Here is a 14,236-nt window from a genome sequence, read left to right as displayed (position 1 = left end):
TCTTTTATTCATGAATAGTTACCTGATCGATCCCATCTACTTCCTCTAAGGAAACAACAATTCGCTCACTGCTGGACGAAGGAATGTTTTTCCCAATATAGTCGCCCCGAATCGGCAGCTCCCGGTGACCTCGGTCAACTAATGCAGCCATTTGAATATGAGAAGGACGGCCGATGTCCATAAGCGCATCCAGCGCGGCTCTAACTGTTCTGCCCGTATACAGCACATCATCGACAAGGATAACAATTTTATTTGTTACACCCACCGGAATATCTGAACCCTTTACTTCCGGATCATTATTTGCTGTTTTGACGGATAAATCATCCCTATATAGCGTTATATCAAGATCACCGACTGGTATATCTTGTCCTTCTATTTGTTTAATACGTTCTGCCAAACGTTTCGCCAAATAAATTCCTCTTGTTTTGATTCCGACGAGTACGCAGTGTTCAACACCTTTATTCTTTTCAAGTATTTCGTGAGCGATTCTTGTCAATGCCCGGCGGATCGCCTGCTCATCCATGACTATTGCCTTTTCCATTCGATCACCCCTTTTTACTATAAAAAAAGCCCCCCGCCGCGTGGGCGAGGGGATAGGTATACCTATATACAGAAAAAAGAAACAGTCTTTTCCCTGAATATAATCCGATACCTTTCCAGCCTCACGGGACTGTATTTAAAGGTCTTATTCAACTGATTACAGTTTACTGCAGACTCTACAGATTGTCAATTACTTTTCGACAATAACTTTAATAGTTGAGTGAATTCTTCTGGAAGCGGTGCTTCAAATTCCATATATTCATCTGTACGCGGATGCACAAAACCGAGCACACCTGCATGCAGTGCCTGGCCATCAATATCAAGTGTTTTCTTCGGTCCGTATTTTGGGTCACCCGCCAGCGGATAACCAATATACTTCATATGCACTCTAATTTGGTGAGTTCTGCCTGTTTCAAGCTCACACTCAACAAACGTGAAATCTTTAAATCGTTCAATAACCTGGAAATGGGTAACAGCATGTTTCCCGCCGTCTACAACCGCCATGCTTTGACGCTCTTTCTGATCGCGTCCAATCGGCGCGTCAATCGTACCATGGTCATGGGAAATGATGCCGTGGACAATCGCTTTATATTTGCGTGTGACCGATTTATCTACAAGCTGCTGCACAAGTTTTTCATGAGCCATGTCATTTTTTGCTACCATTAATAATCCCGACGTATCTTTATCAATACGGTGAACAATGCCCGGGCGCATCACGCCGTTAATGCCTGATAAATCTTTACAATGAGCCATCAATCCATTAACTAGTGTACCGGATAAATGCCCCGGTGCCGGATGAACGACCATTCCCCGCGGTTTATTTACAACGAGTACGTCTTTATCTTCATAATAAATATCAAGCTGTAAATCTTCCGCTTCAATGTCAAGCGGCTCAGGGTCTGGAATTTCTATGAACAGCTGATCACCAGAAAGACACTTATAATTGGATTTGACCGGTTTGCCATTCACTTTCACCAATCCCGCTTTGATCCACTCCTGCACCTGTGTCCGTGACCACTCTTCATTTAATTCCGCTGCTACTTTGTCTATCCTGACGTTGTTTTCCTCTTCACGAACGATATGCTCCATGCTTTCCATTCAAATTCCTCTTTTCTTTCCTGTCTTCAATCAACATCGCAATAATTAACAAAATGACTCCGATCGTCAGAGCAGCATCAGCAATGTTAAAAATCGGGAAGTCATAGCCGAAAATATACGTATTGAAAAAATCGACGACTTCTTTTCGGAAGACACGGTCAATAAAGTTTCCTATCGCGCCTCCAAGCAAAAAGCCGAGAGCGCTTTTCATCAACGGCTTGTTTTTCGCTTCTGTTTGCATATAATACACAATTCCAGCCACAACAACGATCGTAATCATATAAAAAAGCCAGAATTGCCCTTCAAGCATTCCCCAGGCAGCGCCCCGATTACGATGGGAAGTGATGTAAAAAAAGTTTTTGATTACTTCTATACTTTCCCCAATTTCCATACTTTTAACGATCAGCCACTTTGTCCACTGATCTAATAAGATCACCAACAGTGCTAACAAATAGTACAAGGGGTTTCCTCCATTCCTGCACGTCTTGTTTAATCCATTGGCTTTGTCAGCTCCCCTGTTGATTTCCTCGGGAGCACTCACTTTCCTCTCTAATCAACAAAAGAGGAAAGTCAACAATTTAACATAGCCAATCCATTAAAAAAGCTGTCCTGCGCGTGTATACATGCTCCCGATCATTATTCCAAACGGCATAGTGATCGGAATAGACACTTACAGGACAACCTCCTAATCACACAAAATCTATCTCATTATACCTCAGTATAATGATCTGAAACGACTTGTGCACAGCGCGGGCAAAGTGTTGGATGAGCTGGATCTCCTCCCACTTCGGCAGAAACAATCCAACAACGCTCACACGTATCACCCTCCGCTTTTTCAACGACAACAGCCACATGGTCAAACGTCAAAGCATGATCTGGTGCTTCCGTTTTTGATCCACCACGTTCAAACCCTGAAACGATTAACAGCTGTTTCATTTCTTCATCAATGGAATCAAGCAAGGCTTTCGTTTCATCATCCGCGTATAACGTCACTTTCGCTGTTAATGATTTCCCGATGACCTTTTCATTACGGGCTTCTTCAAGTGCTTTTAAAATGTCATCACGAAGATTCATAAATCTTGTCCATTTTTCTATCAATTCAGCCGCACCGTCTAACTCTTTCCATGTCGGCATATCTGTTAACTGCACACTTTCTTCTGCCGCACCTGGAACATAAGCCCAAACTTCATCAGCCGTATGCGCTAAAATTGGTGCCAGCAATTTCGTTAAAGCAAGCAATGTTTCGTACAGAACCGTTTGAATTGCGCGGCGGTCCGCGTGGCTTTCCGGTTCAATGTATAAAATATCTTTCGCAAAGTCGAGATAGAAGGCACTTAAATCCACTGTGCAGAAATTATTAACAGCATGATAAATGGCTGCAAACTCATAGTTTTCATAATGGTGGTGCACGTCTTTAATCAGTTCATTTAATTTTACTAGCATGAACTGGTCAACTTCTCGAAGGTGTTCATAAGCAACAGCATCTGCTGGCTGGAAATCCGCTAAGTTGCCAAGTAAGAAACGGAATGTATTTCGAATTTTACGATAGACCTCAGCTACTTGTTTTAAAATCGCATCAGATACACGAACGTCTGCCTGGAAATCAACCGAAGCCACCCATAAGCGTAAAATATCAGCACCAAGCTGTTTCATTACCTTAGATGGGACGACGACGTTTCCTAGTGATTTACTCATCTTGCGTCCTTCTCCATCGAGGGCAAAACCATGGCTTAGCACCCCCTTATAAGGCGCTTTGCCGGTAACCGCTACGCCCGTCGTTAACGAAGAGTTAAACCAGCCGCGGTATTGATCCGAACCTTCAAGATAAAGATCAGCTGGACGCTGTAAATCATCACGCTCTTCAAGGACTGCCTGATGAGAAGAACCAGAATCGAACCAAACATCCATAATATCTGTTTCTTTCGTAAATTGGCCGTTCGGACTGCCCGGATGTGTAAAGCCGGCTGGCAGAAGATCCTTCGCTTCTCTTTCAAACCAAATATTCGAACCGTGTTCACGGAACAATTCTGACACGTGCGCAATCGTTTCATCTGTAATAATCGGCTCGTTATTTTCCGCATAAAATACAGGAATTGGTACACCCCATGCACGCTGGCGGGAAATACACCAGTCTCCACGGTCACGCACCATGTTGAAGAGCCGCGTTTCTCCCCAAGCCGGCACCCATTTTGTTTCTTTTACCGCCTGGAGCAGCTCGCTGCGGAATTTATCAATGGACGCAAACCATTGCGCCGTCGCCCGGAAAATAACCGGTTTTTTCGTACGCCAATCATGCGGATAAGAGTGTGTGAAGAATTCAAGTTTTAAAAGTGCACCCGCTTCTTCCAATTTCTCTGTAATCGGCTTATTCGCTTCATCATAAAATAACCCTTCAAAACCTGGGGCCTCAGCCGTCAGTACTCCGCGGTCATTGACTGGACAAAGAACGTCTAAACCGTATTTCTTTCCGATGTTAAAGTCATCTTCCCCGTGGCCCGGTGCTGTATGTACGCATCCTGTACCGGCATCTGTTGTGACATGTTCTCCAAGCATAACGAGAGAATCACGATTATAAAGCGGATGCTTCGCTACGACATACTCAAGATCCGCCCCTTTTACCGTTTTTACGATCTCTTTTGTTTCCCACTCTAACTTAGAAGCCGTTTCTTCCACTAACTCTTGAACTACGACATACTTTTCCCCGGATGCTTCAACAACGGCATATGTCAATTCCGGATGAACCGAAATTCCAAGGTTGGCCGGAATCGTCCAAGGTGTCGTCGTCCAAATAATGATTTTTGTACCTTCTTCAAGTACTCCTTTGCCATCCCTTACATCAAATGCGACATAAATAGACGGTGAACGCTTATCTTGGTACTCGATTTCAGCTTCAGCAAGAGCCGACTCACTCGACGGTGACCAGTAAACTGGGCGCAAGCCCTTATAAATATAGCCTTTCTTCGCCATCTCGCCGAATACTTTAATTTGCTGCGCTTCGTATTCCGGCTTTAGGGTAATATAAGGATTATCCCAATCGCCGCGCACACCTAAATGCTTAAATTGTTCCTTCTGATTTTCCACTTGCTCATAAGCATACTGTTCACACAGCTGGCGAAACTCGACAATTGTCATTTCTTTTCGTTTGACACCTTTATTCGTCAGCGCCTGCTCAATCGGCAGTCCGTGCGTATCCCAGCCGGGTACATACGGAGCATGAAAACCGCTCATTGACTTGTAGCGAACAATAAAGTCCTTTAAAATCTTATTAAGCGCATGTCCCATGTGAATATCGCCATTCGCATACGGAGGACCGTCATGCAGCACAAACATCGGCCGCCCTTTCGTCCGCTCCTGAACTTTCTCATAAATATCCATTTCAGCCCATTTTTCTTGCATAGCCGGCTCACGCTTCGGTAAATTCCCACGCATCGGAAACTCTGTTTTAGGCATTAATAATGTGTCTTTATATTCCACCATAATTGATCCTCCTTTTTACAATTGCAGCTTTGCGATTAGATAAAACGACGCTTTCATCAGTGAAAACTTGACTGTCAGTTAAGACAAGATAAATAAAAAAACCTTCTCATCCCTAAAAAAGGGACGAGAAGGTTTCCCGCGGTACCACCCTGTTTAACATGAATAAACATGTTCACTTAAGCATTCGTATCGTGAATGATCCGCTCTTCTCTACTTGATGCACTCGTTTGAGAAGAGAGCTCCAGGGTGATCTTCCATTTTTCGCTTATACCGGGCTTGCACCGTTCCCCGGCTCGCTTCAAAAGCTATAAAAATGTACTTTCCCTATCATCGCATTTCTTTTATTCGCTTTTTGTAATGTTTCAATTATAAAAATTGTCAGGCTGTTCGTCAAGCTTACAACTCTTCTTCGTTTAATTTTTGCAGTTCTTCATCATCTACTTCAAAATCCATTAACGCATCCCAATCATCATTGTTGAGTAAATCAAGCTGAGCTTCCATTAACATTTTAAAACGTGTACGAAACACCTTAGATTGCTTTTTCAGCTCTTCAATTTCAACAGCAATCTTTCTCGCTTTTGATAACGATTCATTGACGATACGATCCGCATTCTTCTCTGCTTCCCGAATGAGGAGCTTCGCTTCTTTATGAGCATTTCTTTTTACTTCTTCCGCTGTTTCTTGAGCAATGACAATGGATTTATTTAATGTTTCCTCGATGTTTGAAAAATATCCCAATCTTTCAGTTTGGCTGTTCAGCTGATCTTCCAGCTCTTTCTTTTCTCGAATAATTAACTCATAGTCTTTAATAATCTGATTTAAAAAGTTATTAACCTCATCTTCGTCGTATCCGCGAAATCCCCGGCTGAACTCTTTGTTATGTATATCTAACGGCGTTAAAGGCATACGCCCACCTCCATTGCAAATCTTTCATTGACATTTTTTTTATCCATTGTGTAATATTATAAAGGTTTTTCAGCAGCTTGTGGTAAAATTCCTGTGATTTTGCGAATTTATTTTATAACACCTAATATAATCCGCCATTTTTCTTTCTTCGTTTTGCCGTCAATCGTCGAAATCTTCACCCTTCCTGCTCCCCTGATGGACAATACATCTCCCTCAGTACATTCGAGCGCTGGATTCTCCTGCTGCTTCCAGTTCACTTTCACAAGTCCGCCCTTAATCGCCGCTTGAGCTTTCTGTCTGGATTGCTTCGTAAATGCAGTAATAATCGCATCAAGACGCAGAGAGCTGACAGTCACACTTACTTCTTTCCACTCTTCTTCCTGTCTAATCGCTTGATCATAGCCTATCTGGCGAAGGGTGACAGCGGCTTTTCCAACATGATGAAAATTCAATTCGATATAGCTGCTCACTTCTTTTGCTGCTATAAATTGAATCACTTGGCCATCCGTTAAAATATCACCAAATTTCCCGCGGCGCAGCCCGAGCCCCATCAAACTGCCTAGCACTTGTGGATGCGTAATGGTTACAAATTTATCAGGGTAATTGAGTTCATACAGTACAATATCAAAATCTTTTTCTTTCGGGGCAAAATAGTCAGGACAAATATAGGCTCTTTTCCTTTCTGATGGATCTGTTCCCCCAAAGAAGAAAACAACTGCGTCATTGTGTGTCCCTACAACGGATTGAACAATTTCCTGCTCTCTGGGATCAAGAAAATCCGTCAGCTTAGGCACGTACATTTCAGCCGCCTCTCTTCTCCATTGGAGTACTTGATCGATGAACTCTTTTTCTTCCGGACGAAAATGCTGATAAATAGATGACACCATTTATCCTCCTTTCCTTAACAAGCGATAAATGTAAAAAAAGGAAGCAGCTGCTTCCTCTTTCAATCAAATGATCCCTATAGTTAGTTGAGATACCCACCTATTTAACTGAAACAGTCCCTGTATAGCCATCTTTAACACTAAAAAGGCAACAAGCGGTGAAATATCGATCATGCCGAGCGGAGGAATAATCTTTCTGAAAGGTTCCAAATATGGCTCGCAAATTCTGGAAAAAAATTGACCAATAGAGGTTTCACGTGCGTTTGGAAACCAAGACATTAAAATATAAATGATCAGAGCATAGGAATAAAGTTGAATAATCTGAACTAATAAACCAACTACGATTGACATATCGTTTATGACCACCCCGTGTTATCAATATCGTCTTCTTTAATAAATTGTGTGATGCTTCCATCTACTTCTACATTATCCGGCGTACAAAGCACGATTTTCTGGCCCAGCTGTTGAATTTCTCCCCCGATTGCATAAACCGTACCGCTTAAAAAATCAATCACCCGCTTTGCTTGATCATGCTGAATCCGCTGCAAATTAACAATGACAGCCCGTCTATTCTTTAATTGATCAGCAATTTCCTGCGCTTCTGCAAATACCCTTGGTTCACTCAGAATCACTTTAGACGATTTCTGTACACTTTGCAGACTGACTATATTTTTTTTGGATGATTTTGGATTCTTTTCTTTTTCTACATCATCGGTCTCAGTTTCTTCCACCAACTGATAGTCCTCTTCATCTAAAAGAAAGAAAGCTTTGAACTTAGACTTGATTCCCACCATTTCACCTCCTGGGATTATTCACCAACAAGAGCTGTGCCAATTCGTACCATCGTTGCCCCTTCTTCAATCGCAATTTGATAGTCATTGCTCATCCCCATTGACAATTCAGTGCAGGGAGCATAGGACAGCCTCATAGTTTGTACTTCAGTTTGAAGCTGTTTCAGCTGTTTAAAGCAGCCTCGCAGCACCTGTTCATCATCCGTAAATGGAGCCATCGTCATTAAACCGCTTACGATAATTTTCTCGTATTCAGCCAGCTGATTCACGAATGGAATCACTTCTTCAGGTGTTAAACCATGCTTAGATTCCTCTCCTGACACATTCACTTGGATGAAACAATGAATCGGCCGTTCGGCCCGCTTATTAATTTCCTGTGCAAGTGAAAGCCGATCGAGTGAATGTATGTACGATACTTTGTCAATAATACTTTTCACTTTTCTCGTCTGCAGACTGCCGATAAAATGCCAGACAGGCTCTCCTTCTAGCTTGTCCCATTTATTCAAAAGCCCATCATCCCGGTTTTCCCCGAGATGAATGAGTCCAGCTTCAAGTGCTTCCTGCGCTCTCTCTGTAGATACGTACTTCGTTACCGCAATGATTGTTACTTCCTCTGGATGCCGGCCCGCAATTTCGCAAGCCTCCCCAATCCGCAGCTGTATATCTTGTAGTTTATCTGCTACTTTCACGATGAAACTCTCTCCTTCCAACCAATGAATCCTACCATTCTTCCAGTTTTTCCATGATCACGCCGATGAGAAAAAAACTCAGTGCTGCAGCTCGTACATCGTTTTGTCGAGCGAATATTTTCTTTAGGAATTCCCGCTTTGATTAATATCCATTCATTCAGCTTTTGCAGTGACAAGTAAAATTGTCCAGATTCTCCTGCAGCAGGCGAGTAAGGAAGGGCACTGCCATCTGTCCAGCGTCGTACCTCATCAATCACTCGTTGATCCACTTTGTAGCATGTCTCGCAAATAGAAGGACCGATCACCGCTTCTATTTCCTCCGGCTCAATCCCTTCCTGCTTCCACTGGCTGACCATATTCGCACCAATGCCGAGAACCGTGCCCTTCCAGCCTGCATGGGCTGTTCCTACTCTTTCATGCTGTCTAGATAAAAAGTAAAGCGGTACACAATCCGCATAACACAGCGTTAACAAGATGCCTTTATCTTCTGTATATAAACCATCCGTATCAGCGAAGCTTGTATCGTAGCATAGAGCTCCTTTGCCGCTATCTGATTTTTTAACAGCAGCAATACGGTTTCCATGTGTCTGACAAGCTCCAATCCATGTCTCAGCCGGAAAACTAAGAAGCCCGCCAATCATCTGTCGATTGGCGCATACATCCTCTAGGCGGTCATTTACATGAAAACCGGTATTTAAGCTGTCGAAATGTCCGAGGCTGCTTCCTCCGACTTTAGTAGAGAACCCGGCAACAAGACCAGGAACGGCTTCATGCCAATCCTTTATTATATAAAAACTATCATGTGCAGAAACAAAGGGTTCCGTCATTTTTTTCTACTCCCGAGCATTTTCTTTTAGTGTAACACAACCAGGCAAGAAACGTCACTGAAAAACAGATTATTCCTCTTTTAGTCCATTTTCCGAAACAAGCGGCTGCGTAGAATGTCGAACTAATATAACGTCTTCTCCAATCTTAATGATTTGTGTCCATGGAATGACAATTTCCTCTTCTTTTCCAAAGAGGCCAAGAATTTTCCCAGACCGGCTAATAACAATTGATTCAATCGTTCCCGCTGTCAAATTTAAATTAATATCAGAGATGTTTCCAAGCTTTTTGCCGTTGGCTACATTGACAATATCTTTCAGCTGAAAGTCGGATATTCTACTCAATGCCGTGCCTCCTTTGATTCTTAGTTGCCGATATATTACTATATGCAGAAATAAAAAAATAAGACTCTTTCAGCTTCTTCAGCAAAAGAGTCTCATTTTACATTTTTTAATTAATGTTTTTATTCATTTGTTTGATCGCTGCTTTTTCGAGCCTTGATACCTGCGCTTGCGAAATCCCGATTTCCTCAGCGACCTCCATTTGTGTTTTCCCTTGGAAAAAGCGCTTGCGAATAATCATCTTTTCCCGATCGTTAAGTCTTTTCAATCCTTCTTTCAACGCAATCTCTTCAATCCAATTCGTATCTTTATGGCTGTCATCACTCAGTTGATCCATGACAAAGATCGGATCTCCGCCATCGTTATAAATCGGTTCAAACAATGAAACAGGATCTTGAATCGCATCAAGCGCAAACACAATTTCTTCCTTTGGTACATCAAGTTCTTTACTAATCTCTTCAGCTGTCGGTTCCTTTGACGTTTCTGCGATCAGCCTCTCTCTTACTTGCAGCGCTTTATAAGCAATGTCCCGCAGCGACCGGGAAACTCTAATCGGATTGTTATCACGCAAATACCGCCGAATCTCACCGATGATCATTGGCACAGCATATGTAGAAAAGCGAACATTATGACTTAAATCAAAATTGTCAATCGATTTCATCAGTCCAATACAGCCTACTTGAAACAAATCATCCACGTACTCACCGCGATTATTAAATCGCTGAATCACACTAAGGACAAGCCGTAAATTCCCGTTCACAAGTTTTTCTCGTGCACTTAACTCTCCACCTTGAAGACGACAGAACAAATCACGCATTTCTTCATTCTTTAATACCGGCAGTTTCGAAGTATCTACACCACATATTTCCACCTTATTACGTGCCATTATGACATTCCCCTCCTCGCAGGAACTGCTGTACAACAAACAGTATCCCCCCGCAAAAAGAAAACTATGCATCAAAGAAAAGCGGAAGCGACTGTTCTGCTCCGACAGGCAAATGTTCTTCACACAAAGAAGTCTGCCCTTTGACTTCCTTGGGTGAAGGTTATTTGACCTCGAGGAGCAAGGCGCTGGAGCTAGACAATAGAAAAGCGGAGACGACTGTGCTGAGGCGACAAGCATATGACAGGCTGACGAAATGGCGCCTTTCAGCCATGCAGTTAGACTGGCATATGACCTCGAGCCCCAAGGAGGCGGAGCTGGACAAAGAAAAGCGGAAGCGACTGTTCTGTTCCGACAGACAAATGTTCTTTTACCGAGGAAGTCGCTCTTTGACTTCATTAGGAAAAGGTTATTTGACCCGAGGAGCAAGGCGCTGGAGCTGGACAATAGAAAAACAGAGACGGTTGTTCTGAGGAAGCGAGGTTAGTGGAATTGATGAATAACTTCTCTAAATTGATGATCAACATCTAAGCTTCGTGAATAACTTTTTTACTTTTCCAATCGGCTCCTATACTACATAATAAAAATGTTCTCAAAAAATTTCCCACGGCTCATTCAGCTTATATTTACAAGCTGAATGAGCCGTGGGAAATGCAGGAAGGTTAGATCATTTTATTAAATTCTTTTTGCAGGCGCTGAATAATTCTTTTTTCAAGCCTGGAAATATAGGACTGTGAAATGCCAAGTAAATCAGCGACATCCTTTTGTGTTTTTTCTTCTCCGCCTTTCAAACCGAAGCGGAGCTCCATAATTTGTTTTTCTCTTGGCGATAAGTGTTCCATCGCTTTAAATAAAAGACTTCTGTCTACTCCAGCCTCAATATCTCTCGTAATAATATCGTCGTCCGTTCCGAGTACATCAGAAAGCAGCAATTCATTGCCATCCCAGTCAACATTCAGCGGTTCATCGAATGACACCTCTGAACGAATTTTATTATTGCGGCGTAAATACATTAAAATTTCATTTTCAATACATCTCGAAGCATACGTAGCCAGCTTAATCTTCTTTTCAGGATTAAACGTATTAACCGCTTTAATTAAACCGATTGTACCAATACTGATTAAATCTTCGATGTTGATACCTGTGTTCTCAAATTTCCTGGCAATATATACGACAAGCCGGAGGTTTCTTTCAATCAACAGAGCTCTGGCTGCCTGATCGCCTTTTGGCAGTTTCACTAACAATTTTTCTTCTTCATCTCTTGTTAATGGCGGCGGCAGTGCTTCACTGCCGCCGATATAATAAATCTCATCGGTTTTCATTTTTAACTTAATGAGCAACTTGTACCAATAGTAAGTGAATTTCAACCGTAAACTTTTCATAAAGCAACCTCCTCAGTAATAAAAATAAATACCATAAGTGCTACGATACTTCTTCATAAGATAGAGGCAGTACCATCTTCGGATGCAATATACATGAGAATTGATCATCAGACGATAAATTCATAGATGTAAACGTGACGAGAGCCTTCGAAACGACCGCTTTGTTCTTTCCATTGCTGATTTCCATGTAATCTGGTTTAAAAGCAGGCAATAATTGGTGCGACTTCCCGACAGACTTGGCAGGAATTAATCTCATTTTTTCCATCCACTCTGGTGGCAGCTGCTCGTCTTGAAAAAGTAAGGTTTCCGGCTGATCCGCTGCTTTCACCACTTCATCAGGCAGTTGTTCTTCTAATCCGGCGATAGAAATAAACATAACAGGTGATTTGGAAATCGGATCCTGCAGCTGATTCCCCGTATCTACAAGCCCTTTCAATATAAACTCCACTCCGTTCACTGCTACCTTTACATCGAGCAGCTGATCATACTGCAATTTTGCTGTTTGAAAATCAGCAGCCCGGCTTTTGGCAAAATAAGACGCGATCGGCAGTCCAAACATAACAAAGAGCCAACTGATCGGATCACCAAACCCTTGTAACCCCGCCATGAAAAAGGCAGATTCTAATTGCATATCAAATTGAATAAAGTAATGAGCCCCTAATAGCATCCCGCCAGTTAAAAACGTAGAAAAATAAAAAGTCATTAAGTTAACAAAAAAGTATTTCCATCGTTTATAACCAAATGCGGCGAAGACCATGACAGTGGATATGATGATTTTAGTCAATGGATGACCTGCTGCTTGAGCAAGAGGGGTAATGATCAGCAATATACTCATAGAACCGATCAATCCTCCAATAGCAAGACGGTGCCATTTCACCGATCTTTTCAAAAAGATGGCAGTCATCCACAACAACAAGCTGTCTGCAAACAAATTCAACAGCCACAATGCATCCAAGTATAAAACCACATGGACCCTCCTTTTTCAATTTCATTAATCTAGAATAAGAGCATGTATTAAAAGTATATCGGTCAATAAAAAAGAAGTGTGTCACAATATAGAAGGGAAATGAAAGATTTTTCAAAGGAAAGTTTCGGTTTTTGTCAGATTAAGAGGAGAGTAAAATGACGTGGGGATATTCACAAACCAAGAACTTATGTTCTATAATAAAATAAGAGGCTGACTCAAAATTCGAGTCAACCTCTTATCAATGGCAAAACCAGCACCTTATCGGCGTCTATTCCTATTTCTAAGGAACGTTGGAATATCCAAGGTTTCTTCTACTGGCTGAGACGGTTGTCTTGATGGCATTTCCTGCTGCACCGGCTCTTCAGGTCGCATTTCACGCTTTGGCGGAGCAGCCTGAGGTTGATTTGGCTGTTTAATTTGCCCAAATCCAGCACGCTGCTGTTTTGGCTGCTGCAAAACAGACTCTTTAAAGCCAGTTGCAATTACCGTCACGACGATTTCATCTTTTAAGTTTTCATTGATAACAGAACCAAAGATCATGTTTACTTCCTGATCTGAAGCAGAAGCAACAATATCCGCCGCTTCTTGTACTTCATAAAGGCTTAGATTTGTTCCGCCTGTAATATTCATTAATACACCTTGTGCCCCATCAATAGAAGTTTCAAGCAATGGGCTGGAAATCGCTTTTTTTGCTGCTTCCGCCGCACGATTTTCCCCAGATGCTACACCAATTCCCATTAATGCAGAACCTTTATTGGACATAATTGTTTTTACATCAGCGAAATCCAGGTTAATCAGACCAGGTACAGCAATAAGGTCTGAAATACCTTGAACCCCTTGTCGAAGTACATTGTCTGCCTCACGGAATGCTTCAAGCATTGGTGTACTTTTGTCTACGATTTCTAACAAGCGGTCATTCGGAATGACAATCAATGTATCAACAGATGCTTTCATTGCTTCGATTCCGCCTGCTGCTTGAGTCGCCCGCTTGCGTCCTTCAAATGTAAATGGACGAGTCACAACACCTACAGTTAACGCTCCAAGGTCTTTTGCAATTTGCGCAATAACAGGAGCCGCTCCCGTTCCTGTTCCGCCGCCCATTCCAGCTGTAACGAATACCATGTCCGCCCCGCGCAGTGCTTCTTCAATTTGCTCCTTACTTTCTTCCGCTGCTTTCTTGCCTACTTCTGGGTTTGCTCCTGCCCCCAGTCCGCGGGTAAGTTTGGAACCGATTTGCATTTTCACTTCGGCTTTTGACAGATTAAGTGCTTGGGCATCTGTATTAACCGCAATAAATTCCACACCTTGTACACCATGTTCAATCATGCGGTTCACAGCATTGTTTCCGCCGCCGCCTACGCCAATAACTTTTATCGTGGCTAATGAATCTAAATTAGTATCAAACTCCAACATGACAAATCCTCCTAATTCGTCGTTATTTCTCTACGGTGAC

The 14,236-nt window shown here is 42.4% G+C and carries 15 protein-coding genes and 1 other annotated feature; all 15 genes read right to left on the bottom strand.

Features of this window, described 5'->3' with window-relative positions; all coding sequences use genetic code 11:
- Positions 1-4 precede the first annotated feature (4 nt).
- On the bottom strand, positions 5-541 hold the full coding sequence (gene pyrR / locus QYG89_RS04440) for a bifunctional pyr operon transcriptional regulator/uracil phosphoribosyltransferase PyrR (RefSeq protein ID WP_404314985.1): 537 nt from the start codon (positions 539-541) through the stop codon (positions 5-7).
- A 185-nt stretch (positions 542-726) separates the two neighbouring features.
- The gene (locus tag QYG89_RS04435; protein WP_404314983.1) at positions 727-1,638 is read right to left on the bottom strand and encodes an RluA family pseudouridine synthase; all 912 of its coding nucleotides are present in this window, start codon (positions 1,636-1,638) and stop codon (positions 727-729) included.
- Complete coding sequence (gene lspA / locus QYG89_RS04430) at positions 1,610-2,098, bottom strand: signal peptidase II (RefSeq protein WP_404314981.1); 489 nt, start codon at positions 2,096-2,098, stop codon at positions 1,610-1,612. Before lspA ends, QYG89_RS04435 begins: the two co-directional genes overlap by 29 nt.
- 248 nt (positions 2,099-2,346) lie before the next feature.
- Entirely contained in the window at positions 2,347-5,112 is a 2,766-nt protein-coding gene (gene ileS / locus QYG89_RS04425; protein WP_404315619.1) for an isoleucine--tRNA ligase, read from the bottom strand.
- A 119-nt stretch (positions 5,113-5,231) separates the two neighbouring features.
- Positions 5,232-5,455: a binding site (T-box leader), on the bottom strand.
- Positions 5,456-5,511: 56 nt separating this feature from the next.
- Positions 5,512-6,021: a DivIVA domain-containing protein gene (locus tag QYG89_RS04420; protein ID WP_404314979.1), complete on the bottom strand. Its 510-nt coding sequence runs from the start codon at positions 6,019-6,021 to the stop codon at positions 5,512-5,514.
- A gap of 107 nt (positions 6,022-6,128) precedes the next feature.
- Positions 6,129-6,908: a YlmH family RNA-binding protein gene (locus QYG89_RS04415; protein ID WP_404314977.1), complete on the bottom strand. Its 780-nt coding sequence runs from the start codon at positions 6,906-6,908 to the stop codon at positions 6,129-6,131.
- Positions 6,909-6,971: 63 nt separating this feature from the next.
- Positions 6,972-7,256 carry a YggT family protein gene (locus QYG89_RS04410; protein WP_404314975.1) on the bottom strand — a complete coding sequence of 95 codons (285 nt, stop codon included), beginning with the start codon at positions 7,254-7,256 and terminating at the stop codon, positions 6,972-6,974.
- A gap of 5 nt (positions 7,257-7,261) precedes the next feature.
- On the bottom strand, positions 7,262-7,696 hold the full coding sequence (locus QYG89_RS04405) for a cell division protein SepF (RefSeq protein WP_404315617.1): 435 nt from the start codon (positions 7,694-7,696) through the stop codon (positions 7,262-7,264).
- Between the two features lie 17 nt (positions 7,697-7,713).
- Positions 7,714-8,385, bottom strand: a complete 672-nt coding sequence (locus QYG89_RS04400) for a YggS family pyridoxal phosphate-dependent enzyme (protein ID WP_404314973.1) — start codon at positions 8,383-8,385, stop codon at positions 7,714-7,716.
- Positions 8,382-9,212 (bottom strand): peptidoglycan editing factor PgeF, encoded by an 831-nt coding sequence (gene pgeF / locus QYG89_RS04395; protein WP_404314971.1) that lies wholly within the window; start codon positions 9,210-9,212, stop codon positions 8,382-8,384. The genes QYG89_RS04400 and pgeF overlap by 4 nt, the downstream gene beginning before the upstream one ends.
- Before the next feature lie 69 nt (positions 9,213-9,281).
- A complete protein-coding gene (locus QYG89_RS04390) occupies positions 9,282-9,554 on the bottom strand; it encodes a YlmC/YmxH family sporulation protein (RefSeq protein WP_404314969.1) in 273 nt (90 codons plus the stop codon).
- A gap of 106 nt (positions 9,555-9,660) precedes the next feature.
- A complete protein-coding gene (gene sigG, locus QYG89_RS04385) occupies positions 9,661-10,437 on the bottom strand; it encodes an RNA polymerase sporulation sigma factor SigG (protein ID WP_404314967.1) in 777 nt (258 codons plus the stop codon).
- 659 nt (positions 10,438-11,096) lie between these two features.
- Positions 11,097-11,816, bottom strand: coding sequence for an RNA polymerase sporulation sigma factor SigE (gene sigE / locus QYG89_RS04380; RefSeq protein WP_404314965.1), 720 nt, complete (start codon positions 11,814-11,816; stop codon positions 11,097-11,099).
- A gap of 40 nt (positions 11,817-11,856) precedes the next feature.
- The gene (gene spoIIGA / locus QYG89_RS04375; RefSeq protein WP_404314963.1) at positions 11,857-12,783 is read right to left on the bottom strand and encodes a sigma-E processing peptidase SpoIIGA; all 927 of its coding nucleotides are present in this window, start codon (positions 12,781-12,783) and stop codon (positions 11,857-11,859) included.
- A 258-nt stretch (positions 12,784-13,041) separates the two neighbouring features.
- Positions 13,042-14,196 (bottom strand): cell division protein FtsZ, encoded by a 1,155-nt coding sequence (gene ftsZ, locus QYG89_RS04370; protein ID WP_404314961.1) that lies wholly within the window; start codon positions 14,194-14,196, stop codon positions 13,042-13,044.
- Positions 14,197-14,236 lie beyond the last annotated feature (40 nt).

It is taken from the genome of Bacillus lumedeiriae (assembly GCF_044891285.1).
GTDB classification, from domain to species: Bacteria; Bacillota; Bacilli; order Bacillales; family Domibacillaceae; genus Pseudobacillus; species Pseudobacillus lumedeiriae.
The sequence above is the reverse complement of the archived record's forward strand: the minus strand, read 5'-3'. Positions and strand labels throughout refer to the sequence as shown.

Excerpts from the sequence above, each read along its gene's own strand:
- pyrR (WP_404314985.1), bottom strand. The coding sequence starts at position 541 with ATGGAAAAGGCAATAGTCATGGATGAGCAGGCGATCCGCCGGGCATTG.
- QYG89_RS04415 (WP_404314977.1), bottom strand. The coding sequence starts at position 6,908 with ATGGTGTCATCTATTTATCAGCATTTTCGTCCGGAAGAAAAAGAGTTC.
- QYG89_RS04435 (WP_404314983.1), bottom strand. The coding sequence starts at position 1,638 with ATGGAAAGCATGGAGCATATCGTTCGTGAAGAGGAAAACAACGTCAGG.
- sigE (WP_404314965.1), bottom strand. The coding sequence starts at position 11,816 with ATGAAAAGTTTACGGTTGAAATTCACTTACTATTGGTACAAGTTGCTC.
- QYG89_RS04410 (WP_404314975.1), bottom strand. The coding sequence starts at position 7,256 with ATGTCAATCGTAGTTGGTTTATTAGTTCAGATTATTCAACTTTATTCC.
- ftsZ (WP_404314961.1), bottom strand. The coding sequence starts at position 14,196 with ATGTTGGAGTTTGATACTAATTTAGATTCATTAGCCACGATAAAAGTT.
- QYG89_RS04420 (WP_404314979.1), bottom strand. The coding sequence starts at position 6,021 with ATGCCTTTAACGCCGTTAGATATACATAACAAAGAGTTCAGCCGGGGA.
- pgeF (WP_404314971.1), bottom strand. The coding sequence starts at position 9,212 with ATGACGGAACCCTTTGTTTCTGCACATGATAGTTTTTATATAATAAAG.
- sigG (WP_404314967.1), bottom strand. The coding sequence starts at position 10,437 with ATGGCACGTAATAAGGTGGAAATATGTGGTGTAGATACTTCGAAACTG.